Consider the following 24,181-nt stretch of genomic DNA (forward strand, 5'->3'; position numbering starts at 1 on the left):
CCGACGTCTCTACGGACACTCAGGCAAGAAAATCGAGTCAGGTTCGCTGCAGCAGACTTCGGAAATACTCCTGGGTCGGAGGATCCGTGCAGAAGACGTAGCAGCCCTTCATTCCGCGGGTCATCAATGTGCGGTAGGTGTTGCGGATAATGCGGCCGACCCGCTCTTCAGTGCCCGCGGGATCGGACTTCGCCTGCTTCTTCCAGCCACGAATCGACCGGTCATGCTTCGAACGACCTTCCGCCCGCGTGATCAGTCGTCCGCCCCGATACAGCAGGTCCGGGCCGATGATGACACCTACGTAGTCGACCTCCAACCCCTGGCAGGTATGGATGCAGCCGACCTGCTCGACGGACGTCCGCGCTATCAGCCACAAGCTGCCGTCCTCGGTCAGGTTCCACTGGCGCGCATAGCCGAATTCCGGAATCACTATGTCGAACGCTTCCGGGTTCTTCTTACTGGCCCAATCCCAGCAGTAGCCGGCAACGATGCGGGCACGATTGTCGCCATTTCGCTGCTCGATCATCCGGTGCAGTTCAACGGGCGAATCCACGACGCGGAAGTCGAACGAAGCCGGATCGAAGTCAACCGGCGTGTCGTCGAGGCCAAGCGAGGTGTCGAGCCACGCCAGATAGTCGTCCGATCCCGAACACCGGAACTGCGATTTCAGCGAATAGCGATGCACGGCGGCGCCCGCCGCCTGCGCCCAGCGCTCAACCTCGGCACGGGTACCGATGTCGGCCAACGTCACCTGCTGGCGATCGTCGACGAAGAAGACGCCGCAGTGGGCCGCAGCTATCAGTTCCTTCAGCTGGTTCTCGCCCTGGTTGCCGTAGAAGCCGCCCTTTGCGGTGAGCCGATGTGTCTCATCGACGACCAGGACGTCGAAGGCGCCTGCGGGGGCATCGTGGAAGTTCGGACCGCCGAAGAAGCCGCGAATCTGCGTGGCGCGAAACTCGCCGGTCAGCTTGCTCTCGTAGACCTTGCGCGGCGCGGCATTGCGCGAGATGTAACGCACCCCCTTGCCCTCGCCGCTCAGCCGGCTCAATAGGTTCAGCGCCACCACGGACTTGCCGGTTCCGGGGCCGCCGTCGACGATCACCACCCGCTTGTGGCCGGGACCGGCAGCACGGGCCGCGGCCAGCGCGTTCTCGTAGACGACCTTCTGGTCGTCGATAAGCACGAACTCCGGATGACCCTTCAGCATCTTCGCCAAGCTGTCGGCAAGGATCTTCGAGGGCCGCAGCCGGCCGTTCTCTACCGCCCACAGCAGTGCGCCGCCATCGCCCTTGGCAAGATGCGTGCGAACAAACGCGCGCAGCCGGTGCAGTTCGGACTCACCACGCAGGAACACCGGCGCCCGGTCGAGGTAGGGCTTGTAGCGCGAATCATTGATAACACCATCGTCAGCATGGTTGTGCAGGTAGGCGCAGGGCTGCAGGCCGATCGCCGGGTCGTGCACCGCATCGTTGAAGCCTCGCAACAACGCAGCATACGACCAGGCCTGATAGCTTGGATGCGTGCCTTCGACCTCCGCATAACCGCCTCGGTTAGCGATCAGCAGTCCGTCCTTGTCACTGAGTTTTGAGGAGGACCACTGCTTGAGCTCGACGATGATCAGGCTGGCCGCATCGTCTTCTCCGCGCCCGGAAATCAGGAAGTCGATGCGCTTGCTGGACCCGGGGATGCCATATTCGATGGCGACGCCGGCGTCATCGGGAATGTCGGGGTCATGTAGCACGCGCTGCATCGACGGCAATGAACCCCTCCAAGCACGGAAGTCACCCTCGGGCGCGTAGCGACCGGTGCGTTCCATGTATCCGGCCGCGACGACGTCTTCGATCACCCTGTCCTGACAGTCCGAAAGGAATCCAGTCTTGGTCGATTGGTAGATCAGCATCCTCTGCCCCATGTTTCGCCCCGGTGGGCGCCCGTTGTCGAAGCATACGTACATGAACACGCCAAACAGGCCAATCGCCGCCTTCACGCCAGTCCGCTATAATGCCGCCCGGCCCCAAAGGCCCACCCCGCCGAGGGGCGCTGCAAGCCCGGCCCCGCAAGGGGGCAAGGGATCAGGCTCGGCGAAGGTTCCCGCACCAACCGCGCCCGTTAACGCGCGACTCCCGAGGCCCCTGGCCCGGCCGGTGTCGCCAACAACGGAGCTATACCTATATGAACGCCGTCACCAACCTAAAGCACGACTTCAAGGTCGCCGACCTGTCCCTGGCCGATTGGGGCCGCAAGGAGCTGGACATCGCCGAGCAGGAAATGCCGGGCCTGATGTCCATCCGCAAGAAGTACTCGGCCAGCAAGCCGCTCAAGGGCGTCCGGGTCACCGGCTCGCTGCACATGACCATCCAGACGGCCGTGCTGATCGAGACCCTGAAGGACATCGGCGCCGACGTGCGCTGGGCGTCCTGCAACATCTTCAGCACCCAGGACCACGCCGCGGCGGCCATTGCCCGCACCGGCACCCCGGTGTTCGCCTGGAAGGGCGAGACCCTGGAAGAGTACTGGGACTGCACCCTGGACGCGGTCAGCTTCCCGGGCGGCAAGGGCCCGGAGCTGGTGGTGGACGACGGCGGCGACGTGACCCTGCTGATCCACAAGGGCTACGAGCTCGAGAAGGGCAGCGACTGGGTCAACACCCCGTCGGGCAGCCATGAGGAGCAGGTGATCAAGAACCTGCTCAAGCGCGTTGCGCGCGAGCGCCCGGGCTTCTGGACCAACGTGGTGAAGGACTGGAAGGGCGTCTCGGAAGAGACCACCACCGGCGTGCACCGCCTCTACCAGATGCTGGAACAGGGCAAGCTGCTGGTGCCGGCCATCAACGTCAACGACTCGGTCACCAAGTCCAAGTTCGACAACCTCTACGGCTGCCGCGAGTCGCTGGCCGATGGCCTGAAGCGCGCGATGGACGTGATGCTGGCCGGCAAGGTGGCCGTGGTCTGCGGTTACGGCGACGTGGGCAAGGGTTCGGCCCATTCGCTGCGCGCCTACGGCGCCCGCGTGGTGGTCACCGAGATCGACCCGATCAACGCCCTGCAGGCGTCCATGGAGGGCTTCGAGGTCAACACCGTCGAGTCCACCCTGGGCCGTGGCGACATCTACGTCACCACCACCGGCAACAAGGACGTGCTGACGCTTGAGCACATGTCGCAGATGAAGGACCAGGCCATCGTCTGCAACATCGGCCACTTCGACAACGAGATCCAGGTGGACAAGCTCAACGAGTCCAGCGCCGTGCGCCTGAACATCAAGCCGCAGGTGGACAAGTACACCTTCGCCAACGGCAACTGCATCTACCTGCTGGCCGAAGGCCGCCTGGTGAACCTGGGCTGCGCCACCGGCCACCCGTCGTTCGTCATGTCCAACTCGTTCGCCAACCAGACCCTGGCGCAGATCGAGCTGTGGACCAACAAGGACAGCTACGAGGCCAAGGTCTACATCCTGCCCAAGAAGCTGGACGAGGAAGTGGCGCGCCTGCACCTGGAGAAGATCGGCGTGGTGCTGACCGAGCTGACCGACGACCAGGCGGCGTACCTGGGCGTGTCGAAGGAAGGCCCGTACAAGCCGGATCACTACCGCTACTGAGTCATCGCCTCATCGCGTAAAAGAAACGGGCACCTTCGGGTGCCCGTTTCCGTTTCGGCAATCCGGGGCAACTCCAATCCGGGGTCAGAGTATCTTCAGGTTCGCGCTGCCGTCTCCGCGACTTGCCGCGACGGCGGCGCGAACCTGAAGATACTCTGACCCCGGATTGCCGCCGGATTGCCCTTTCAAGCTACTGAAAACCCACGCCGGAGCTCCCGCATGGCAAAGCCGTCCCCGTCCTGGCTGTGGCTGCTGGCAGCAGCGATGCTGGGGCCGCCCGCCCCGGTCGCCGCGACCCCCGGCCCGGTGATCGACATGCATCTGCACGCCTACGCGCTGGAGCTGCCGCCGGGCACCCCGGCCTGCCCCGGCGACCGGGCGCCCCCGGTACCCACCGTGGACCCGCGCGAGGACCTGGATTTCTCGCAGGTGGGTGCATGCAAGGACCCGCTGCTTGCCGCCAAAGACGACGACGACCTGCGCGACGGCACGCTTGCCGAGCTGCGTCGGCATGACGTGCGGCTGGCCATGACCGAGGGATCGCCTGAGCGGGTGGCGCAGTGGCGGACGCTGGCTCCTGACCTGGTGTTGCCTGGCGCTGGCTTCGCCAAGCCAGATGGCGACCTGTCGGTCGCCGAGATGCGGCGGCTTCACGGCGCGGGGCAGCTTGCGGTGTTGGGCGAGGTCTACATCCAGTACCGGGGCCATGCCCCCGACGACGCGCGTTATGCGGACTACTTCGCGCTGGCGGAAGAGCTCGACATCCCGGTGGGCATCCACCTGGGCGAAGGCCCGCCCGCCACCGCACGCTTCCCGGGCTATGAAGACTACCGGGTGGCGATGGGCTCGCCGCTGCTGCTGGAACCCGTGCTGCGCAAGTATCCGAAGCTCCGGATCTACGTGATGCACTACGGCTCGCCGTTCGTGGACGACATGATCGCGATGATGTTCGCCTACCCCAATCTCTACGTGGACATCGCCTGCAACAACTGGGCGTTTCCGCGTGCGCAGTTCCACGAGGCGCTGCGGCGCATGGTCGAGGCGGGCCTGGGCAAGCGCATCCTGTTCGGAAGCGACCAGATGTACTGGCCCGGCGCCATCGGCGAAGCGATCAGGGCGGTCGACACGGCGCCCTTCCTGGACGCGGGCCAGAAGCGCGACATCCTGTACAACAACGCCGCGCGCTTCCTGCGCCTCACGCCCGGCCAGATCGCCGCCCACCACGCACCGCGCGCGCCGCAGGCCAAGCCCGAAGCCAGCCCATGACGAGTCCGGGGTCAGAGTGCCTTCAGGTTTGCGCCGCGTCGCGGCATGCCACGGCGGCGGCGCAAACCTGAAGGCACTCTGACCCCGGAGTTGCTGCCCCGTGGCATGATCGGGGCGGGGAAACAGGGGTGGGGACCATGCGCTATCGCCGCTTGATGGAAAGCCTGCGCACGCAGAACTGGACGGCCGTCGCGATCGATCTCGTGATCGTGGTGGTCGGCGTGTACATCGGCATCGAGGTAGCCAACTGGAACACCGACCGCGGCGACCGCCTGCGCGAAGCCGGGCTGCTGCGCGAAATCGCCGCCGACCTTCGCCAGGACCGCGCTGAATACGCCGCCGGGCGGCAGGTCGCGCTGGGTCGCATCGCCGCGGCCAACCACGTGCTTACGCTGGCCCGCGGGCAGCCGGTCACCAACATCCAGGTGCCGGGCGTGACCACCAGCTCCTTCGACCTGCCCCGGCAGATGGCCGTGCCGGCGACCGCCCCGCTCGACGCGGTGGATCGCCAGGGCCTGTGGACGCGCATCACCTATGGCCTCTACCCGCAGCCCAGCACGACGGCCTTCGATTCCCTCCTCAGCGCCGGCGACCTGGGCCTTATCCGCGACGACGCGCTGGTGCATGAAATCCAGCGCTACCGACTGGCGCTGAAGGGCCTGGACTCGACGCAGGACAATGGCCTGCGACCCGTGGCGCTGACCGCGCGCGGGGTGGGTGAAGCGGCCGGACTGGGCGCCTTCGGCCGCGTGGACGAATCCGAGCTGGTCGCGATGGTGCGGGAGTCGAAACACCTCGCCGCGACGATCGAGTCGCAGCTGGGCTGGGCCACCATCCATATCGTGCAGATCGATTCGGCGGACCAGCGCGCAGTGGCGCTGCTGGCCAGGCTCGAGCCGGACGCCGCGTCGCGAAACTGAAGGCACTCTGACCCCGGAGTTCAGCCCTGGGCGATGCGTTGCCAGAGCTGGCCGTAGCGGGTGACGATGCCCTCGGGGTCCACGTCCAGCTCGGCTTCGAAGTGGCTGCCCAGGCCTTCGTAGCGCCAGCGGCCTGCGTCCAGGCGGGTGTAGCGCTGCGCGGCGCGGGTCACTCGCGGGCCGGGGAACTGGACCCAGGCCATGTCGAACGAGGCGCGGTCCAGGCCGTCGGCCAGCATCCGGCGGATGGGCGGGGTGTTGGTCAGCGGGCTCAGGCCCAGGTCCACGTCCTGGCATCCCTGCAGCGCGAGTACCGGCTGGCCGTCCTGCTGCCAGCTGTCGTCGTCGGCGCGCTGCAGGCGCAGGGTGCTGCGGGCGCCGTGCCAGGTCTGTTCCAGCCAGAGTTCGCGCGTGCGCCAGCGGGCATCCAGCGTCAGCCGGTAATCCACCCGCAAGGGCGAGCCCGCGTCGATGGCCAGCACCGTGCCATCGGCACGCCAGCCGTCAGGCGCGGGCTGCAGGCGGGCGTGTTCCAGGCTGCCGTGGTCCTCGATGCGGAGCCAGGCGTGGGTGGTCTCGTGGTCGGGGCCGTGCATGGGCGCACTCCTTGGCGGGGCATTCCATTTTTGACCACAGCCCAAAACCAACGCATTCCTTATCCGATCCGGGGTCAGAGTATCTTCAGGTTCGGAAGCCCTCGCGCCGATCCGCGTGGGGCTTCCGAACCTGAAGATACTCTGACCCCGGATTTGCCCTCGTGACCATTGGGGCTTGCAAACCGCATTGCTTTCCGGGCCGAAAGAACTAGACTCCGGGGGTATTCACGAATCCGTACCCCGGGGCCCGCCTTGATCCTGACCGTGTCCGAACTCATCACCCCCGACGAGCTCAGCCAGATCAAGCGGCTGGCCTCGCTGGCCGAGTTCACTGACGGCCGGGCCACCGCGGGCGAGCTGCTGCGCAAGGCCAAGCACAACGAGCAGATCCCCTGGGACCACCCGGTGATGAAGCGCATCGCCACCCTGGTGATGGCCGCGCTGGGCCGCTGCGATGCCTTCATGAGCGGCGCGCAGCCGCGGCGCCTGGCCACCATGCTGGTCAGCCGCTACCAGCCCGGTATGCACTACGGCCTGCACGTGGACGCGCCGATCATGGCCGAGCCCAACCACGTGCGCAGCGACGTGTCCTTCACCCTGTTCCTCAACGAGCCCGACACCTACGAGGGCGGCGAGCTGGCCTTCGAGTCAGGCAGCGGCGAGACCGCGTTCAAGCTGCCGGCGCGTTCGGCCATCTGCTATCCCACCGGCCAGCTGCATCGCGTACGGCCGGTGGAATCCGGCGAGCGGCTGGCGGTGGTGGGCTGGATCCAGAGCCTGGTGCGCGAGCCCAGCGTGCGCGAGATGCTGCACGACCTGTCCGAAGCGCGCGAACAGCTGGCGGGCCTCGAGGGCAGCGCCCGTGCGGTCGAGCTGATCAACAAGTCCTACTTCAACCTGCTGCGCCGGCACGCCGAACCCTGAGCGCGGCGCTCAGCGCCAGTTGGCGTGCTGCGACCAGAAGGCCACGCTGCGGCGATAGGCCTCGCGGTCCATCGGCACGCCGCTGCCGCCCTCCTCCACGCCCAGCGCATTGCGCATCATGGTGATCGGCACCATCGGGATCTCGTCGGGCGTCATGGTGTACAGGCAGCCGACGATGCCCCAGTCGGCGTCAATGGGCGTGCCCTCCTTCGCCAGCTGTTCGCGGCTGTAAAGGATGGGCACCAGGTACTCGGCCACCGGCGGCTCCAGCCCTTCGAACCAGCGCACCAGCACCGGCAGCTCCTCGCGCGTGCGGGCCTCGTAGGCGCTGCGCAGCTGGTGGCGGTTGGCGTCGGTGATCGGGATCACCGAGCAGCGCGTGGTGGTCCAGTTGCGGTGCGCATGCAGCACGCAGAACGGCGCATAGCCCGGAATCACCCGCGCCGGGGCCTCGGCGTTGAGCCGGGCCGTGAAGGCCTCGGCAGTGATGTCCTGGATGGCGGTGCGGCGGCCGTCGGCGGGGAACAGGCGCACGCGGGCGAACTCGGTCATGGCGATGCTCATGCGGCCATTGTGCCGCGATCGGACCGGCCGTGGGATGATCCGACGCAGCCAAGTCTGGGGGACTGCGCCATGCGCCTGCGCCGCGTCATCGAGCACGTCCGGGAGCAGAATTGGACGGCGATTGGCATCGATCTGGTGATCGTGATCGTGGGCGTGTTCATCGGCATCCAGGTGGCCAACTGGAACGAGACGCGGCTCGAGGACGTGCGCGCCCAGGCCTACCTGGCCCGCCTCCAGGACAACCTCGGCACCGACCTGCAGTCCATCGACCTTCGCGAAGCCTTCTGGAAAAAGGTGGCCGACTACGGCGACCAGGCGGTGGCCTACGCCGAAGACGGCACGCTGGTGGACGGCTCGGCCTGGAAAACCGCGCTGGCCTTCTACCAGGCCAGCCAGATGTGGCTCTACGCCAGCGACGACACCACCTACCAGGAGCTGCGCAGCGGCGGCGAGCTGGGCCTGATCCGCGACCAGGGCCTGCGCGGTGCGCTGTCCACCTACTACCGCGAAGGCAACAGCGCCGACACCGACTACATCCTGGGCATGATCCCCGAGTACCGGAAGATCGTGCGCGGCCTGACGCCGTCGCGGGTTTCGCGGCACATCTGGGCCCACTGCCACCGGCAAGAGGAGTACGGCAACCAGCAGCTGCTCGATTGCGACGCGCCGGTCACCGAAGCCGAGGCCCAGGCCGTGCTGGACGCCTACCTGCGCGACCCCCGGCTGATGGAAGAGCTGCGCTTCTGGATGAGCAACCAGGCGGTGGCCGCGAAGATGATCGCGGCCAACCGTGCCGCCGCGCAGGCGATGCAGTCGCGGCTGGAGGCGGCGCAGTAACACCCGCGTCCGAGTGCGCCGCCGGCTCGCGCCGCCGCCAGACGCGCCGCCTGCGCTACGCCGCTTCGATGCGGTTGCGGCCGCCCTTCTTCGCCCGATACAGCGCCTCGTCGGCGGCGGCGTACAGCGCATCGCCATCGCGGTGCGTCTCGGGCGAAAACTGCGCCAGGCCCACGCTGACCGTCACTTCGAACTGCGAGCCGTCCGGCAGCGCGATCGGCGCGCGTTCAAGGCTGGCGCGGAAGGCCTCGGCCAGGTGCGCGATGCGTGCCACATCTTCGCCCGCCACCAGCACGCCGAATTCCTCGCCGCCCAGCCGCGCCACCAGCGCCTCGCTGCCGACGAAACACTCGCGCAGCCGCGTCGCCACCTCGCGCAGGCAGCGGTCGCCGGCGGCGTGGCCGTAGCGGTCGTTGATGGACTTGAAGTGGTCCAGGTCGGCGATCAGGAAGGCCACCGCCAGCGCGCTGCCGTCGGCGCGCGCGGCCGCCACCTGCTGCTCGAGGCCCTGCTGGAAGTGGCCGCGGTTGGACAGGCCGGTCAGCGCATCGGTGCGGCTGAGGGTGGCGAAGCGGTCGCGCTGTTCGCGCAGTGCGGACTCCAGGGCCAGCTTGCCCTCGTACTCGCGGTGGCTGCGCGCGATCACGGCCACCAGGTAGATCAGGTTCAGCACCAGCACCATGGCCACGCCCGGCTGCTCGTAGCGCAGTGCGACGATGCTCAGCATCGGCAGGAACAGCATGCCGGTGCCGACCAGCGCGATCTGTTTGTTCACCGCGAAGATCTGTGCGAAGGCCATCGCCAGGGCAGCGGTGGCCAGCAGGGTCACATTGTCGGCGTTGGCGAACGTGCGGTCCCACAGCGCCCAGCCCGACAGCCCGCCCCACAGCGCCGCCGTCGCCAGCAGCACGGTCCACTGCGCGCGCAGGCTGGCGGCGGCACGGTCGGCCCGGCCCTGCGACCAGCGCCGGATCACCAGCCGCACCAGGGCCAGCGCCAGCAGGATCCCGGTGACCAGCCCCGCCAGGCCGGGATGCCGCGTCCAGGCCCCGCCCTGCCAGGACACCAGCAGCCAGGACAGCACGTAGAACAGGCCCCCGATCAGGGCCCGCTCGTGCAGGTCCTCCGCCCGCTGCTGCTGGGTGCTGTCGGGCTGCGCCTTGGCCTGTCCGTCGGTCATTCGGCGGGAGCATGTCATGCGCCAGCGCCCCTGCCCAGCCGGCCCGCGGCCAATCCGGGAGCCAATCCGGGGTCAGAGTGCATTTATGTGGCGGTGCCACATAAATGCACTCTGACCCCGGATTGGACTTTATCCTTTCATCCCGACAAAGAGATATATTGGGGGCAGGTCCCGCCATCCTTCGCCGCCATGCCCCAGTACAGCTTCGAGTTCTATCCGCCCAAGACCGACGACCAGCGTGCCCAGCTCGACCGCACCGTGCGCAAGCTCAAGGGCTACGCGCCGGAGTTCGTCTCCGTCACCTTCGGCGCCGGCGGTTCCACCCTGTCCTACACGGCGGAAACCGTGCGCCGGCTGCGCGACGACCACGGCCTCAATGGCGTGCCGCACCTGAGCTGCGTTGGCGGCACCCGCGACGAGATCCGCCAGCTGCTGGCCGACTACCGCGCCCAGGGCTGCGACCGCATCGTGGCCCTGCGCGGCGACCTGCCCTCGGGCATGGCGCGCGCCGGCGACCTGCACTACGCCTCCGACCTGGTGCGTTTCATCCGCGAGGAGCACGGCGACCACTTCCACATCGAGGTCGGCTGCTACCCGGAAACCCACCCCCAGTCGGAAGACGCCGTGGCCTGCATCCGCCACTTCAAGACCAAGGTCGAGGCCGGCGCGGATTCGGCGATCACGCAGTACTTCTTCAACGCCGATGCCTACTTCCGCTTTGTCGAGGACGTGCGCAAGGCCGGCATCGGCACGCCGATCATCCCCGGCATCATGCCCATCTCCAACTTCAGCCAGCTCAAGCGCTTCTCGGAAGCCTGCGGCGCCGAGATCCCGCGCTGGATCGGCAAGCGCATGCAGGCCTACGGCGACGATGCCGACAGCGTGCGCGAGTTCGCGGCCGACATCGTGGCCGGCATGTGCCGCCGCCTGCTGGATGCCGGCGTGCCCGAGCTGCACTTCTACACCCTGAACCTTGCCAAGCCGACCGAAGCGGTGCTGTCGCGCCTGGACTGAGCTTCGCGCTAGGCTGGAGCGATGCGTAGCGCCCTGCTGCTGTTGCTGCCCCTGGCTGCCCTGGCCACGCCGACCGGATCGGCGGCCCAGGTGCGCCGCTGCGTGGACGCGCAGGGCAACACCGTCTACACCGATCGCGCCTGCGCCGCCATGGATGCCACCCCGAAAGAGGCGCCGGTGTCGCACGCGGGAGCGTACTCCAGCGGCTTCGCCGCGCGCGGCTGCGCCCGCAGTCCCGGCCAGCTGCTGGACGGTGTGCGCGGCGCGCTCGAGGCCCGCGACGTCAACCGCCTGGCAAACTACTACCACTGGACCGGCACCGGCAGCGGCACCGCCCGCAGCCTGATGGACAGCCTGGAGGCGATCGCCGCGCGGCCGCTGGTCAACGCGCAGCTGGTCTACCCCGCGATGCTGCCCGAGCTGGACGAGACCGGCTTTCCGGTCTACGCGGAGGCATCGACGACGAGCGGGCCGGAGGGAACCGCCGGCTACGGCCCCGCGGCTTCCGACGACCGCTACGCCGGACGCCCGCAAGCGCGGGCAGGCCTCAACGCCAACCTGGGCGCGAGCAATGCCGCGGCCGACCCGGACTCGACCCAAGCGACGACCGACACCGGCCCGGGCCCGTACACGACGGACCCCGGCGCCCGCACCCCGGACACCACCATCACCGCCGCCGCAGGCCCGCCGCCCGAGTCCCTGCTGGTGCAGCAGATGTCCGGCGCCCAGGACGCCGGCAGCGCCCAGGTCCGCTTCCAGCTGCGGCGCAATGCCGGCTGCTGGTGGATCCAGCTCTGAGGCCGCGGACGCGCTGAACGGATAAACTGCCGGCCTGTCCGCAGGAGTCCGCCATGTCGCAGAAGTACCCCGAACACATCTGGCACAACGGCCGCATCAAGCCCTGGGCCGAAGCCACCGTGCACGTCATGGCGCACGGCCTGCACTACGGCTCGTCGGTGTTCGAGGGTATCCGCAGCTACGCCACGCCCGACGGCCAGGCCATCTTCCGGCTCACCGACCACCTCAAGCGCCTGTACGCCTCGGCCAAGATCTACGACATGGCCATGCCCTACGACGTGCCCACCCTGGCCCAGGCCTGCCGCGACGTGATCACCGCCAATGGCCTGGAAAAGGCCTACCTGCGCCCGATCGCCTACCGCGGCCTCGGCGGCTTCGGCCTCTCGGCCGACACGCCCACCGACCTGGCCATCGCCGCCTGGCACATGGGCCCCTACCTCGGCCCCGACGTGCTGGAAGCCGGCATCGACGCCTGCGTGTCCAGCTGGCAGCGCTTCGCGCCCAACACCATCCCGGCCGGTGCCAAGGCCGGCGGCAACTACCTCAGCGGCCAGCTGGTCGCGCGCGAGGCACGCCGCCTGGGCTTTGGCGAAGGCATCGCGCTGGCCTCCACCGGCCTGCTGAGCGAAGGCGCGGGCGAGAACCTGTTCCTGGTCATCGACGGCGCCCTGCACACCACGCCGATCAGCGCCGCCCTGCTCAACGGCATCACCCGCAACTCGATCATCACCCTGGCCAAGGCCAACGGCATCGAATGCGTCGAACGCGACATCCCGCGCGAATACCTGTATCTGTGCGACGAACTCTTCATGTGCGGCACCGCCGCCGAGATCACGCCCATCCGCTCGGTCGACGGTCGCCAGGTCGGTGCGGGCAAGCCCGGGCCCATGACCCGCCGCATCCAGGACCTCTTCTTCGGCCTGTTCGATGGGCGCACGCCGGATGTTCACGGGTGGCTGGAGAAGGTTTGAATTTTGCCGCGGATTTTCGCGGATGGCGCGGATAAGAGCGGATTTTTAGACGCGGATTAACGCGGAGTGACGCGGATGGAGCGTTGAAGGTGGGGCGAGGCGGCAAGGGGGATTGGCGACATATCCCGTGACGGCGCGAGGCTCTCCCAATAATCCTGACTGCTTTTATCCGCGCTAGTCCGCGTTGATCCGCGTCCAAACTCCAATCTGTTTGCTCCATCCGCGCCAGTCCGCGTTAATCCGCGTCCAAAAATCCGCTCTCATCCGCGCAAATCCGCGCCATCCGCGAAAATCCGCGGCAAAAGAAACCCTACCCCCCCGCCGAAAACCGAAGAATCGCGACGGCCCCAAGTTCAGGCCGAGGCGCGATCGACACGTGCCAGCCGTAGAGCTCGCACAGGCGACGAACGATGGACAAGCCGATGCCGCCGCCCACCGTGCCGCCGGCGCCGGAGCCGCGGTAGCCGCGTTCGAACAGGCGCGCGGCGTCTTCTTCGCTCAGGCCCGGGCCGGTGTCCTCGATGCGGACCTGGCCGGGTTCGACCACGATGCGGACTTCGCCTTCGGTGGTGTATTTGCAGGCGTTGCCGATCAGGTTGCCCAAGGCTACGGCCAGCACGGCTTCCGGGGCTTCGGCGCGGGCTTCGGGGTCGCCTTCCACGTGCACCTGCACCGGCTTGCCGCCCAGCTGGGTGCGGCTGGCTTCGGCCAGCTGGCGGCACAGGCGCAGCAGCGGCGTGCTGCCGACGCCGCGCTCGTTGCGTGACAGCAGCAGCAGCGCGGTGGTCAAGTCGGTGCTCTGCACCGCGGCGCGCTCGATTCGCAGCAGGCGCTGGCGGGTCTTTTCCGGCAGGTCGGGGTTGGCCAGCAATAGCTCGGTGGCGCCGCGGATCACCGCCAGCGGCGTGCGCAGCTCGTGGCTGACGTCGGAATTGAATTCGCGATCGCGCTTCACCAGCGCGGTCATCTGCTCGGCGTAGTCGTCCAGCGTGGCCGCCAGCTGGCCCACCTCGTCGTTGGCGAAGTGCGGCGCCAGTTTCTCCGGGCGCTCGCTGCCGGCCATGCCGCGCATGCGCCGGGCCAGGTCGGTCAGCGGGCTGATCACGCGCTTGGACGACCAGAATCCGATCACCAGCGACATCAGCGAGAACAGGAACACCACGCCGATCAGCGCATACATCAGCTGCTGCTGGCTGGCGCGCTCCTGGGCGATGTCGTAGCTGAGGAAGAACCAGTAGTCCGGGTCCTTCTTAACCGCCAGCTTGTAGGTGCGGGTGCGGCCGTCGGGATCCTGCTCGGACAGCTCGTGCACGCCCGACGGAAGGTTGCGCCAGTTCAGCGGCACGTTGCCGAAGCGGCGCTCGCTGAAGACGATGCCCTTGATCTTCTCGAATTCGACCAGCGGGTTTTCCGGGTCGGCGTAGAACTGCTCGGCGTAGTCGCCCACGTTGCCCAGCAGCGCTTCGCCGATCAGCTGGTCCTCCAGCCGCTCGCGCAGCAGCACGGTGGCCGTGGCGAACATCGCCGTCAGGCCGAAGCCCAGCAGGAAGAAGGACAGGATGATCCGGCTGCGCAGCCTGCGCCGGTAGCGCATGGCTCAGCCTGCTTCGGGATCGGCGATCCGGTAGCCGATGCCGTGGCGGGTCTGGATCAAGGCCTTGTCGAAGGGCTTGTCCACCGCGGCGCGCAGGCCGTGGATGTGCACGCGCAGCGAGTCGCTGTCGGGCAGTTCCTCGCCCCAGACGCGCGTTTCAAGCTCCTGGCGGGTGACCACCGAGGGCGAGGATTCCATCAGCGACTGCAGGATCTTCAGCGCCGTGGGGTTGAGCTGCAGCAGCTTGCCGCCACGCCGCACTTCCAGCGTGTCGAGGTTGTACTCCAGGTCGGCGACGCCCAGCACGCGCGGCTGGGCAGCCTTGCCTCGCCTGGCCAGCACGGCCAGGCGGGCTTCCACTTCCTGCAGTGCGAAGGGCTTGACCAGGTAGTCGTCGGCGCCGGACTCGAAGCCCTCGAGCTTGTTGTCCAGCGAATCGCGCGCGGTGAGCATCAGCACCGGGGTCTGCTTGCGCCCTTCCTGGCGCAGCTTGCGGCAGACCTCCAGCCCGTCCATGCCCGGCAGGTTGAGATCGAGCACGATGGCATCGAAATCATTCACCACCGCCAGGTGCAGGCCGGTGACGCCATCGGCCGCGTAATCCACCGTGTGCCCGCGGTCCTCGAGGTAATCCCCGAGGTTGGCGGCGATGTCGCGATTGTCCTCGACCACCAGGATTCGCATCAATCAGTTGCTCAAGGGCATGCGGCCCTTCTGCATCTTCTGGAGGTTTTCCTGGTCCAGTTCCTGGCGACGGCGGCGCTCGGCCACGGTCTGGCACTCGTTGGTCTTGCGGTGGCTGCCGGTGCGGGCCGTGCGGGTGCAGACCATGCGGCTGTCGGCCTCGGCCTGGGTCAGGATGGTGTTGATCAGTTCCTGGTCGTTGAACACGGCGACCTTGGCCGGCTCGGATAGGCTGTCGACCGACTCGACGCCTTCCAGTCGGCCGGAGATGCGCTCGAGCGACTCACGCACCTTGGCGCGGTCGGCCTGGCTGATCTCGGCGTAGGTCTTGCCGTCGGCGAGGCCCTTCTCGATCTCGCTGCGCTGCTCGGCGAAGCTGCCTTCGTCCAGCGCAAGCTGATAGTTGGCGACCGCGGCGGGAGCCGCCGCAAGCAGGAGGGTGCAGACCAGCGTACGGACCATCGACGTGCTTCCTTTGTTCGGGGTTGGAGCGATTGATTCTGCCAGAGGCCGGCGGCTTGTACAGCCGCCGAAAGAAAATGGCCCGGGGGACGCGTTTGAAGGCGCCTGCCCGGGCCGAAAGGTTGCTACTGCCCCGATTGCCGTAATCCGCGGGATGCCGCTCTGACGAGGAGGACCTTGCAGGCTTACCGGCAGGCCAAGCCTAGGGGGGAAGGTATTAAAGACCCGTTAAATCCGGCTCAGGCTTTGGTTAATTCTTTTTCCGGCTCCGGGCCGGGGCCGCCGGGCGGGCCCGGCGGGTCGGCCGGGGCCGGGCGCCGGCGACCACGTGGTCGATGATCGCGCCCGCCACATCCACCCCCGTGGCCCCCTCGATGCCCTCCAGGCCGGGGCTAGAGTTCACTTCCAGCACCAATGGCCCCCTTTTGGAGCGCAGCAGGTCCACGCCTGCAACACCCAGGCCCATGGCCTTGGCGGCGCGCAGCGCGGTGTCGGTCTCGGCCTCGGTCAGGGTCACCGGGCTGGCCTTGCCGCCCCGGTGCAGGTTGGACCGGAACTCGCCCTCTCCCGCCTGCCGGCGCATGGACGCCACCACCCGGTCGCCGACCACGAAGCAGCGCAGGTCGGCGCCCTTGGCCTCGGCAATGAATTCCTGCACCAGGAAATTGGCGTACAGGCCGCGGAAGGCTTCGATGACGCTGCGCGAGGCGCCGGCGTTTTCGGCCAGGATCACGCCCGCGCCCTGGGTGCCTTCGTTGAGCTTGATCACGTGCGGCGGCTTGCCCAGCATGCCCAGCAGGTCGCCGGTGTCGTCGGGGTTGTCGCCGAACACCGTGACCGGCAGGCCCAGGCCTTCGCCCGCCAGGATCTGGTGGCAGCGCAGCTTGTCGCGGGCGCGCAGCACGGCGTCCGAGCCATTGGGCGTGTACGCGCCCATCAGCTCGAACTGGCGCAGCACCGCGGTGGCGTAGAAGGTGACCGAGGCGCCGATGCGCGGCACCACCGCGTCGATGCCCAGCAGCGGCTTGCCCTTGTAGCGCAGCAGGAACTGGCCCGGCGCGATCTGCATGTAGCAGCGCAGCGGGTCGAGCACGCGCACCACGTGGCCGCGTTCCCGGCCGGCCTGGACCAGGCGCTGGGTCGAATAGAGCTTGGCGTTGCGGGAGAGGATGGCGAGCTTCACGGGGGGTTCAAGCCTTCGGGCGGTTCGCCCTGCAGGAAGGAGCTGGCCGGGTCGACCAGGAAGCGGCCGGCCAGCGCGGTGCGGCCCAGCAGCATGGGAAAGAGCATGTTCTTGCGCTGCGCCAGGTTCACTTCGGCCGGCCAGCTGACACCGGCCAGGAACAGCCGGGTGCGGATGAAGATGCGCTCGGTGACATGGCCGCCGGAGTCGGTGACGCGGCGACGGTCGAGCACCGGCGCCTGCGCATGCTGCGGCGCTGCACCGGGCACGCCGCTGTCGAGCAGGAAGTGGACATGCTCGACACCATCGCGCAGGAATATTTCATGGCTGAGTACGTGCAGCGCCGACGAGCGCGCGCCGGTGTCGACCTTCGCGCGCACCTGCACGATGCCCAGGTCGGGCAACGACAGCCACTCGCGCCAGCCCAGCAGGACGCGGTGCGGCATCACGGCCTCCGGGGGGTGGGTCGCTGGCGCGAGGCCAGGCATGGAGCGGGTGAAGGGAATCGAACCCTCGTCAGTTGCTTGGGAAGCAACAGCTCTGCCATTGAGCTACACCCGCGAACGCCGCGATTATGCGGGCCGGCGCGATGGGCCGCAACGCGATAAAATCCCGGCATGCAAATCCTGCTCAATGGCCAGCCCCGGGACATCGCCGCCGGGTCCCGCGTATCCGACCTGCTGCGCGAGGCGGGCTACGGCGAACGCAAGGTGGCGGTGGAAGTGAACCTGGACGTCGTGCCGCGCAGCCTGCATGCCAGCCACGCGCTTGCCGAAGGCGACCGGGTCGAGATCATCCACGCCATTGGCGGCGGCTGAACTGAACACCTCCTTAAAAAAGGGTTAACCCGCACGCCGAATCGGGCCATAATCAGGCCATGAATCGCGCAACCGACCCCTCGCCCGCCGATCCCCTGGTGATCGCCGGCAAGACCTACCATTCGCGCCTGCTCACCGGCACCGGCAAGTTCACCGACCTCGAGCAGACCCGGGCCGCCACCGAGGCCGCCGGCGCGCAGATCGTCACCGTGGCCATCCGCCGCAGCAATATCGGCCAGAATCCGGGCGAGCCCAACCTGCTCGACGTGCTGCCGCCCGACCGCTACACCCTGCTGCCCAACACCGCCGGCTGCTACACCGCCGACGACGCGGTGCGCACCTGCCGCCTGGCGCGCGAACTGCTTGACGGCCACCGGCTGGTGAAACTCGAAGTGCTGGGCGACCAGCGCACGCTGTACCCGGACGTGGTGCAGACCCTCAAGGCGGCCGAGATCCTGGTGGCCGACGGCTTCGACGTGATGGTGTACACCTCCGACGACCCGATCGTCGCCAAGCGCCTGGAAGAGATCGGCTGCGTGGCGGTGATGCCGCTGGCCGCGCCGATCGGCTCTGGCCTGGGCGTGCAGAACCGCTGGTCGATCCTGGAGATCGTCGAGAACGCCAAGGTGCCCGTGCTGGTGGATGCCGGCGTCGGCACCGCCTCCGATGCCGCGATCGCGATGGAGCTGGGCTGCGACGGCGTGCTGATGAACACCGCCATCGCCGGCGCCCGCAATCCGGTGCTGATGGCCAGCGCGATGCGCAAGGCGGTCGAGGCCGGGCGCGAAGCCTTCCTGGCCGGCCGCATCGCCAAGCGGCGCACGGCCAACGCCTCCTCGCCGATCGACGGCCACTTCCTCTGAGCATGGGCCAGGGCATGTCCGGCGACAGCGACCAGGCCAGCCCGGATCCGGCCCTGCGCCATCGCCCCATCCGCAGCTTCGTGCTGCGCCAGGGCCGCCAGACCGAGGCCCAGAAGCGTGCCTTCGACCTGCACTGGCCCGCGCTGGGCCTCGATTACCTCGGCGAGCAGCGTGACTACGACGCCGCCTTCGGCCGCAGCGCACCGCGCGTGCTCGAGATCGGCTTCGGCAATGGCGAGCAGCTGCTGTTCGCCGCCGCGCGCGAGCCTTCCCGTGATTTCATCGGCGTGGAGGTGCACGGCCCCGGCGTGGGTCGCCTGCTCAACGCCGCGGCGGCCGAAGGCCTGCGCAACCTGCGCGTGTACCAGCACGATGCGGTGGAAGTGCTGCAGCATGAAGTGGCGCCGGCCTCGCTGGACGAGGTGCGCATCTACTTCCCCGATCCCTGGCACAAGAAGCGCCACAACAAGCGACGGCTGGTGCAGCCGGCCTTCGTGGCCCTGCTGTGCGACCGGCTGCGTCCGGGCGGCCTGCTGCACGTGGCCACCGACTGGGAAAACTATGCCGAGCACCTGTGGGACGTGCTGGACGCCGAGCCGCGGCTGCGCAATCGCGCCGGCGCACGCGGCTTCGTGCCGCGTCCGGACTGGCGCCGGCAGACGCACTTCGAGTCCCGCGGCCTGAAGCTGGGCCACGGCGTCTGGGACCTGCTGTACGACCGCCAAAGCGAGGCCTGAGGCGACGATGGAGACCGGCCTCGCCCTCACGCGCGACATGATCCTCGTGCTGGGCCTGGTGGGCTTCACCATCGTGATGTTCATGATCGAGCGCATCCGCGCCGACGCCACCGCCCTGGTGGTGCTGGTGCTGCTGGGACTGACCGGCCTGGTGCCGGCCAGCCAGCTGTTCGATGGCTTCTCGGGCAACGCGGTGATCGCCGTCATCGCCACCATGATCCTGGGCGCAGGCCTGGACCGCACCGGCGCGCTCAACCGCCTGGCGGTGTGGCTGCTGCGCGTGTCCAAGGGAATGGAAGAGCGGCTGATCCTGCTCACCTCCGGTGTGGCCGGCCTGATCTCGGGCTTCATGCAGAACCCCTCGGTGATGGCGCTGTTCCTGCCGGTGGCCTCGCGCGTGTCAGGCCGCACCGGCATCAGCCTGTCGCGCCTGCTGATGCCGGTGGCCGCGGCCATCGTGATGGGCGGCGGCCTGACCATGATCGGCAACTCGCCGCTGATGCTGCTCAACGACCTGCTGGTGGCGGCCAACCGCAACCTGCCCTCGGGCGCGGCCACGCTGCAGCCGCTGCCGATGTTCGCGCCGCTGCCGATCGGCCTGCTGCTGCTGGCGCTGGGCCTGGTGTACTTCCGCTTCTTCGGGCCGCGGCTGTTGGGCGGCGGCGAGGAAAAGGGCGTGGCGCCCAGCCGCACGCAGAGTTATTTCGCGCGCTCCTACGGCATCGAGGGCGACGTGTTCGAGCTCAGCGTGTCGGCCGAAAGCCCGCTAGTGGGCATGTCGGTGGGCGAGGCCGAGGCGCAGCGCGATGCGCCGCTGCTGCTGGCCCTGCTCAGCGGCAACGAGGCGCGGCTGTCGCCGCCGGCCGACCAGATGATCTGGGTGGGCAGCGTGCTGGGCGTGATGGGCCCGCGCGAGGCCATCCAGGACTACGCGCAGAAGAACCTGCTGAAGATGTCGGCGCGCCTGCGCAACTTCGCCGACCTGTTCAACCCCAGCCGCTCGGGCATTTCCGAAGCGGTGATCCCGCCCAACTCCTCCTTCATCGGCAAGGCCCAGGCCCAGCTGCAGCTGCGCAAGCGCTTCGGCATCAGCCTGCTGGCGATCAACCGCGAAAACCAGGTCTGGCGCGAGGACATCCGCCGCATGCCGCTCAAGGCCGGCGACATGCTGGTCTTCCACAGCATCTGGACCGACCTGGCGCAGGCCAGCGAAAGCCGCGACTTCGTCGTGGTCACCGACTACCCCAAGGGCGAGCAGCGGCCGCACAAGCTGTGGTGGGCGGTGGGCGTCTTCGTCGCCGCGATGGCGCTGGCCCTGACCACCCTGGTGCCGGTGCCGATCGCGCTGATGGCCGGCGCCGCCGGCATGATGCTGGCCGGCGTGCTGAACATGGACGAGGCCTACGCCGCGGTCAGCTGGAAGACCGTGTTCCTGATGGCTTGCCTGATTCCGCTGGGCTGGGCCATGGACTCCACCGGCGCCGCCGGCTGGCTGGCGCAGATGACGCTGGACCGCCTCGGGCCCGACGTGCCGGTGTGGGTGATGGAAGCCGCGATCGGGCTGCTGGCCACGGCGTTCGCGCTGGTCATCGGCAACGTCGGCGCCACCGTGGTGATGGTGCCGATCTCGATCAACGTGGCGCTGGCCGCGGGCGGCAGTCCGCTGGCCTTCGCGCTGATCGTGGCGCTGTCGGCCTCGAACAATTTCCTCAGCGTGTCCAACCCGGTGCTGGCGATGGTGACGGGGCCGGCCGGCTACCGCTCGCGCGACCTGTGGCGCGTGGGCGCACCGCTGACCCTGGCCTACCTAGCGATCGTGCTGCTGGTGGTCAACCTGATGTTCTAGCCGGCCACGCGCACGGCCACCGGCACCAGCGAGGCGCCGCGGCAGGGTCCGGCCACGCACAGGCCCTGTTCCAGCTCGAAGCTGGCGCCATGCGCGGCGCAGACCAGGCGGCCTTGGTCCACCAGGAACTTGCCCGGCGCCCAGTCCAGCCGTCGCCCCGCATGCGGGCAAACGTTCAGCCAGGCCTGCAGGCGCTCGCCGCGCCGCAGCAGCACCAGCGACTGGGTTTCGCCATCAATGGCAGCTTCGATTTCCGACAGCCCCTCCGGCGGCAGGCCGGGCAGGATTAACGAACCGCTTACACTTTCCACGCCGGGCCTCGCCATACTTCGTCTCCCAGCATTCTGCCACGCGACCCATGCCCTTCCGCTTCCAGCGCTTCTTCAGTTACTGCCCCAGCAAGCCGCGGCACCCGCTGCTGCGCGTGCTGGTGGGCCTGCTCGGCCTGGCGCTGCTGGTGCTGCTGGTGGTGTTCGGCCTGGTCATCGGCCTGGGCATGCTGCTGTTCGCGGCGGTGCGCCGCCTGATGCGCCCCACCGCGCCGGCCGCTCGTGCGTCGGAGGGCGTGATCGAGGGCGAATTCGTGCACGTGCCCAAGAACGAGACCCGCCTGGGCCTGCGCTGATCCGGGTCGGCAAGTCGCTTCGCCATCGCTAGACTGGGCGTTCCCGTTCCGGAGCGCGCCATGATTCCCACCGTGATTGCCTTGCCCCCGCCGCCGACGCTTTCCGTGCGCGGCAGCGCGGCCCGTTTTCCCGTGCGCCGCATCTACTGCGTGGGCCGCAACTTCGCCGACCATGCCAAGGAAATGGGCGCCAGCGTGGACCGCGGCAATCCGGTGTTCTTCATGAAGCCCGGCGATGCGGTGGTGGCCGACGGCGGCGCCGTGCCCTACCCGCCCGGCACGCGCGACCTGCACCACGAGGTGGAGCTGGTGGTGGCCCTGGGCCGCGATGCCGATGGCCTGGTGGACGTGGCCACCGCGCTGGACCTGGTCTACGGCTACGGCGTGGGCCTGGACCTGACCCGGCGCGACCTGCAGGCCGCGGCCAAGGCCAAGGGCCTGCCCTGGGACACCGCCAAGGGCTTCGACCATTCGGCCCCGACCAGTGAACTGGTGCCGGTGGCCGAGGCCGGCGACGTGTTCGCGCGCCGGCTGTGGCTGCAGGTCAATGGCGAACTGCGCCAGCAGTCGCCGCTGCAGGAGATGGTGTTCAGCGTGGCCGAAGTGCTGCACGAGCTCTCGAAGCTGTACGCGCTCAAGGCCGGCGACCTGGTCTTCATGGGCACGCCGGCGGGCGTGGCCGCGCTCTCGCCCGGCGACCGCTTCCTCGCCGGCGTGGACGGGTTGGTCGAGCTGTCCGGGCATATCGCCTGATGCGCCGGCCGTTGTAAATTCGCCACAGCAGCATCCCCACCCACCAGGAGTGCGCCATGGGCATGGTTTCGGAGTTCAAGGAATTCGCGATGCGCGGCAATGTCGTCGACCTGGCGGTCGGCGTGGTGATCGGCGCCGCCTTCGGCAAGATCGTCGCCTCGCTGGTCAACGACATCATCATGCCGGCGGTCGGCTTCCTGGTCGGCGGCGTCAACTTCAACGACCTGGCCATCGAGCTCAAGGCCGCCACCGTGGACGCGGCCGGCGCCGAGGTGCCGGCGGTGCTGATCAAGTACGGCGCCTTCATCCAGACCATCGTGGACTTCATGATCATCGCCTTCGCCATTTTCGTGGCGGTGAAGGTGATCAACTCGCTCAAGCGCAAGCAGGCCGAGGCGCCGCCGGTGCCCGCCGAGCAGAGCGAGGAAGCCAAGCTGCTCACCGAGATCCGCGACGCGCTCAAGCGCTGAGCGCAGCCCGCCCATCCGACGCCGGCCCCGTGGCCGGCGTCCTTTTTTCCGGAGCCATCGAATGCGCCTCTTGCCCTGCCTGATCGCCGCCGCGCTGCTTGCGCTGCCTGCCCACGCCAGCACGCCCGGCAGCGGCCTGGACGCGGCCGACATCGCCGCGGCCGAAGGCCTGCGCGACCGCGCGATACAGGGCAGCCAGGCCTGGGCGCTGGTGGAATCGCTGACCACCGAAGTGGGTCCGCGCATCGCCGGCTCGCCGGCCGACGCGCGCGCCGTGGCCTGGGCCAAGGCGAAGTTCGAAGCTCTGGGCTTCGACAAGGTCTACCTGGAGCCGGTGACGTTTCCGGTGTGGGTGCGCGGGCATGAGCGCGCCGAAGTGCTGGCCCCGTTTCCGCAGCCGCTGGTGATCACCGCACTGGGCGGCAGCGTGGGCACGCCCGCCGGCGGCGTGGAGGCCGAGGTGGTGGCCTTCGCCGACCTGGCCGCGCTGTCGGCCGCGCCCGAGGGCAGCCTGAAGGGCAAGATCGCCTACATCTCCAACCGCATGGTCCGCTTCAAGGACGGGCGCGGCTACGGCCCGGCCGTCGGCGCGCGCGCCAATGGCGCGGTCGAGGCCGCGAAGAAGGGTGCGCTGGCGGTGGTCATCCGCTCCATCGGCACCAGCAACGACCGCTTCGGCCACACCGGCACCATGCGCTACCTGCCCGAGGTGCCGCGCATTCCCGCGGCCGCGCTGTCCAATCCCGACGCCGACCTGCTCAGCCACATGGTGCAGCGCGGCCAGCCCGTGCGACTGCGCCTGGACATCGCCACCGAAACCCGCGGTGACTACACCTCGCACAACGTGATCGGCGAAATCCGCGGCCGCGACCTGCCCGATGAAGTGGTGACCATCGGCGGCCACCTCGACTCCTGGGACCAGGGCACCGGGGCGATCGACGACGGCGCCGGCGTGGGCCTGACGATGGCGGCCGGCGCGCTGATCGGCGAGCTTGAGCGCGCGCCGCGCCGCACCGTGCGCGTGATCGCGTATGCCAACGAAGAACAGGGCCTGTACGGCGGCAAGGCCTACGCCGCGGCGCGCGCCGCCGCCGGCCAGATTCCCGGCCACCAGCTCAGCGCCGAAAGCGACTTCGGTGCGGGCCGCATCTATGCGCTGCGTGCCGGCGTGGATCCGGCCGCGTGGCCGGTGATCGAACGCATCGGCCAGGTGCTGGCGCCGCTGGGCATCGCCACCGAGGCCACCGGCGGCTCGCCCGGTCCGGACGTCGGTCCGATCGTCGCGCTCGGCGCGCCCTGGGCGCAGCTGGCACAGGACGGCACCGACTACTTCGATTACCACCACACCGCCAACGACACCCTGGACAAGATCGATCCCAAGGCGCTCGACCAGCAGGTGGCGGCCTACGCGGTGCTGGCCTACCTGGCCGCGGAAACCGACGTGGATTTTGGCGCCGTGCCGGTAAAGCCCGCCAACTGAGC

At 68.6% G+C, this 24,181-nt stretch carries 26 protein-coding genes, 1 tRNA gene and 1 riboswitch; of the genes, 16 read left to right on the plus strand and 11 right to left on the minus strand.

Annotation, left to right across the window (positions count from 1 at the left end; translation table 11 throughout):
- Nucleotides 1-37 precede the first annotated feature (37 nt).
- Complete coding sequence (locus tag ACOQFR_RS05890) at nucleotides 38-1,900, minus strand: DNA/RNA helicase domain-containing protein (protein WP_421379558.1); 1,863 nt, start codon at nucleotides 1,898-1,900, stop codon at nucleotides 38-40.
- A 126-nt stretch (nucleotides 1,901-2,026) separates the two neighbouring features.
- Nucleotides 2,027-2,115: riboswitch (S-adenosyl-L-homocysteine riboswitch) on the plus strand.
- A 57-nt stretch (nucleotides 2,116-2,172) separates the two neighbouring features.
- Between ACOQFR_RS05890 and ahcY the strand changes: the two genes are divergently transcribed.
- From ahcY to ACOQFR_RS05905, 3 genes are all read left to right on the plus strand, one after another.
- Nucleotides 2,173-3,594 (plus strand): adenosylhomocysteinase, encoded by a 1,422-nt coding sequence (ahcY, locus tag ACOQFR_RS05895; RefSeq protein WP_421379560.1) that lies wholly within the window; start codon nucleotides 2,173-2,175, stop codon nucleotides 3,592-3,594.
- Between the two features lie 219 nt (nucleotides 3,595-3,813).
- Complete coding sequence (locus ACOQFR_RS05900; RefSeq protein ID WP_421379562.1) at nucleotides 3,814-4,860, plus strand: amidohydrolase family protein; 1,047 nt, start codon at nucleotides 3,814-3,816, stop codon at nucleotides 4,858-4,860.
- Nucleotides 4,861-4,997: 137 nt separating this feature from the next.
- Nucleotides 4,998-5,780: a hypothetical protein gene (locus tag ACOQFR_RS05905; RefSeq protein WP_421379564.1), complete on the plus strand. Its 783-nt coding sequence runs from the start codon at nucleotides 4,998-5,000 to the stop codon at nucleotides 5,778-5,780.
- Nucleotides 5,781-5,800: 20 nt separating this feature from the next.
- Here ACOQFR_RS05905 and ACOQFR_RS05910 read toward each other — a convergent pair whose 3' ends face one another.
- A complete protein-coding gene (locus ACOQFR_RS05910; RefSeq protein ID WP_421379566.1) occupies nucleotides 5,801-6,376 on the minus strand; it encodes a putative glycolipid-binding domain-containing protein in 576 nt (191 codons plus the stop codon).
- 264 nt (nucleotides 6,377-6,640) lie between these two features.
- Here ACOQFR_RS05910 and ACOQFR_RS05915 point away from each other — a divergent pair, with 264 nt between their 5' ends.
- Nucleotides 6,641-7,300, plus strand: a complete 660-nt coding sequence (locus tag ACOQFR_RS05915; RefSeq protein WP_421379569.1) for a Fe2+-dependent dioxygenase — start codon at nucleotides 6,641-6,643, stop codon at nucleotides 7,298-7,300.
- Between the two features lie 9 nt (nucleotides 7,301-7,309).
- On the opposite strand, the gene ACOQFR_RS05920 is transcribed toward ACOQFR_RS05915, so the two are convergent.
- A complete protein-coding gene (locus ACOQFR_RS05920; protein ID WP_421379572.1) occupies nucleotides 7,310-7,864 on the minus strand; it encodes a DUF3228 family protein in 555 nt (184 codons plus the stop codon).
- Between the two features lie 69 nt (nucleotides 7,865-7,933).
- Here ACOQFR_RS05920 and ACOQFR_RS05925 point away from each other — a divergent pair, with 69 nt between their 5' ends.
- The gene (locus ACOQFR_RS05925) at nucleotides 7,934-8,701 is read left to right on the plus strand and encodes a hypothetical protein (RefSeq protein WP_421379575.1); all 768 of its coding nucleotides are present in this window, start codon (nucleotides 7,934-7,936) and stop codon (nucleotides 8,699-8,701) included.
- A gap of 55 nt (nucleotides 8,702-8,756) precedes the next feature.
- On the opposite strand, the gene ACOQFR_RS05930 is transcribed toward ACOQFR_RS05925, so the two are convergent.
- Entirely contained in the window at nucleotides 8,757-9,881 is a 1,125-nt protein-coding gene (locus ACOQFR_RS05930) for a diguanylate cyclase domain-containing protein (protein WP_421379577.1), read from the minus strand.
- A gap of 189 nt (nucleotides 9,882-10,070) precedes the next feature.
- Here ACOQFR_RS05930 and metF point away from each other — a divergent pair, with 189 nt between their 5' ends.
- The 3 genes from metF to ACOQFR_RS05945 are packed head-to-tail and all read left to right on the plus strand — an operon-like array spanning nucleotide 10,071 to nucleotide 12,664.
- Entirely contained in the window at nucleotides 10,071-10,895 is an 825-nt protein-coding gene (metF, locus tag ACOQFR_RS05935; RefSeq protein WP_421379579.1) for a methylenetetrahydrofolate reductase [NAD(P)H], read from the plus strand.
- Between the two features lie 21 nt (nucleotides 10,896-10,916).
- Entirely contained in the window at nucleotides 10,917-11,693 is a 777-nt protein-coding gene (locus ACOQFR_RS05940) for a DUF4124 domain-containing protein (RefSeq protein ID WP_421379580.1), read from the plus strand.
- Between the two features lie 53 nt (nucleotides 11,694-11,746).
- Entirely contained in the window at nucleotides 11,747-12,664 is a 918-nt protein-coding gene (locus ACOQFR_RS05945; RefSeq protein WP_421379582.1) for a branched-chain amino acid transaminase, read from the plus strand.
- Nucleotides 12,665-12,974: 310 nt separating this feature from the next.
- On the opposite strand, the gene ACOQFR_RS05950 is transcribed toward ACOQFR_RS05945, so the two are convergent.
- The 6 genes from ACOQFR_RS05950 to ACOQFR_RS05975 form a co-directional block, all read right to left on the minus strand.
- The gene (locus tag ACOQFR_RS05950) at nucleotides 12,975-14,258 is read right to left on the minus strand and encodes an ATP-binding protein (protein WP_421379585.1); all 1,284 of its coding nucleotides are present in this window, start codon (nucleotides 14,256-14,258) and stop codon (nucleotides 12,975-12,977) included.
- A 3-nt stretch (nucleotides 14,259-14,261) separates the two neighbouring features.
- A complete protein-coding gene (locus ACOQFR_RS05955) occupies nucleotides 14,262-14,942 on the minus strand; it encodes a response regulator transcription factor (RefSeq protein WP_421379587.1) in 681 nt (226 codons plus the stop codon).
- A 3-nt stretch (nucleotides 14,943-14,945) separates the two neighbouring features.
- Nucleotides 14,946-15,404, minus strand: coding sequence for a hypothetical protein (locus tag ACOQFR_RS05960; RefSeq protein WP_421379590.1), 459 nt, complete (start codon nucleotides 15,402-15,404; stop codon nucleotides 14,946-14,948).
- A 250-nt stretch (nucleotides 15,405-15,654) separates the two neighbouring features.
- On the minus strand, nucleotides 15,655-16,587 hold the full coding sequence (rimK, locus tag ACOQFR_RS05965; RefSeq protein WP_421379592.1) for a 30S ribosomal protein S6--L-glutamate ligase: 933 nt from the start codon (nucleotides 16,585-16,587) through the stop codon (nucleotides 15,655-15,657).
- Nucleotides 16,584-17,033: an ATP-dependent zinc protease gene (locus ACOQFR_RS05970; protein WP_421379594.1), complete on the minus strand. Its 450-nt coding sequence runs from the start codon at nucleotides 17,031-17,033 to the stop codon at nucleotides 16,584-16,586. The genes rimK and ACOQFR_RS05970 overlap by 4 nt, the downstream gene beginning before the upstream one ends.
- Before the next feature lie 41 nt (nucleotides 17,034-17,074).
- Nucleotides 17,075-17,148, minus strand: a tRNA-Gly gene (locus tag ACOQFR_RS05975).
- Nucleotides 17,149-17,204: 56 nt separating this feature from the next.
- Here ACOQFR_RS05975 and thiS point away from each other — a divergent pair.
- Genes thiS through ACOQFR_RS05995 form a run of 4 tightly spaced genes read left to right on the plus strand, consistent with a single transcriptional unit; the run spans nucleotide 17,205 to nucleotide 20,851 of the window.
- A complete protein-coding gene (thiS, locus tag ACOQFR_RS05980) occupies nucleotides 17,205-17,405 on the plus strand; it encodes a sulfur carrier protein ThiS (protein WP_421379597.1) in 201 nt (66 codons plus the stop codon).
- 59 nt (nucleotides 17,406-17,464) lie between these two features.
- On the plus strand, nucleotides 17,465-18,268 hold the full coding sequence (locus ACOQFR_RS05985) for a thiazole synthase (RefSeq protein WP_421379600.1): 804 nt from the start codon (nucleotides 17,465-17,467) through the stop codon (nucleotides 18,266-18,268).
- A 14-nt stretch (nucleotides 18,269-18,282) separates the two neighbouring features.
- Nucleotides 18,283-19,005 (plus strand): tRNA (guanosine(46)-N7)-methyltransferase TrmB, encoded by a 723-nt coding sequence (gene trmB, locus ACOQFR_RS05990; protein ID WP_421379603.1) that lies wholly within the window; start codon nucleotides 18,283-18,285, stop codon nucleotides 19,003-19,005.
- Between the two features lie 7 nt (nucleotides 19,006-19,012).
- Nucleotides 19,013-20,851: an SLC13 family permease gene (locus tag ACOQFR_RS05995; protein ID WP_421379606.1), complete on the plus strand. Its 1,839-nt coding sequence runs from the start codon at nucleotides 19,013-19,015 to the stop codon at nucleotides 20,849-20,851.
- Here ACOQFR_RS05995 and ACOQFR_RS06000 read toward each other — a convergent pair.
- Nucleotides 20,848-21,177 (minus strand): Rieske (2Fe-2S) protein, encoded by a 330-nt coding sequence (locus ACOQFR_RS06000; protein WP_421379609.1) that lies wholly within the window; start codon nucleotides 21,175-21,177, stop codon nucleotides 20,848-20,850. The genes ACOQFR_RS05995 and ACOQFR_RS06000 overlap by 4 nt on opposite strands.
- 32 nt (nucleotides 21,178-21,209) lie before the next feature.
- Between ACOQFR_RS06000 and ACOQFR_RS06005 the strand changes: the two genes are divergently transcribed.
- The 4 genes from ACOQFR_RS06005 (at nucleotide 21,210) to ACOQFR_RS06020 (ending at nucleotide 24,179) form a co-directional block, all read left to right on the plus strand.
- A complete protein-coding gene (locus tag ACOQFR_RS06005) occupies nucleotides 21,210-21,476 on the plus strand; it encodes a hypothetical protein (protein ID WP_421379612.1) in 267 nt (88 codons plus the stop codon).
- Between the two features lie 60 nt (nucleotides 21,477-21,536).
- Entirely contained in the window at nucleotides 21,537-22,229 is a 693-nt protein-coding gene (locus tag ACOQFR_RS06010) for a fumarylacetoacetate hydrolase family protein (RefSeq protein ID WP_421379615.1), read from the plus strand.
- Nucleotides 22,230-22,285: 56 nt separating this feature from the next.
- Nucleotides 22,286-22,699, plus strand: a complete 414-nt coding sequence (mscL, locus tag ACOQFR_RS06015; protein ID WP_421379618.1) for a large-conductance mechanosensitive channel protein MscL — start codon at nucleotides 22,286-22,288, stop codon at nucleotides 22,697-22,699.
- Between the two features lie 61 nt (nucleotides 22,700-22,760).
- Nucleotides 22,761-24,179: a M28 family peptidase gene (locus ACOQFR_RS06020; protein WP_421379621.1), complete on the plus strand. Its 1,419-nt coding sequence runs from the start codon at nucleotides 22,761-22,763 to the stop codon at nucleotides 24,177-24,179.
- Nucleotides 24,180-24,181 lie beyond the last annotated feature (2 nt).

This window comes from Arenimonas sp. MALMAid1274, assembly GCF_049195245.1.
Classification (GTDB): Bacteria; Pseudomonadota; Gammaproteobacteria; order Xanthomonadales; family Xanthomonadaceae; genus Arenimonas.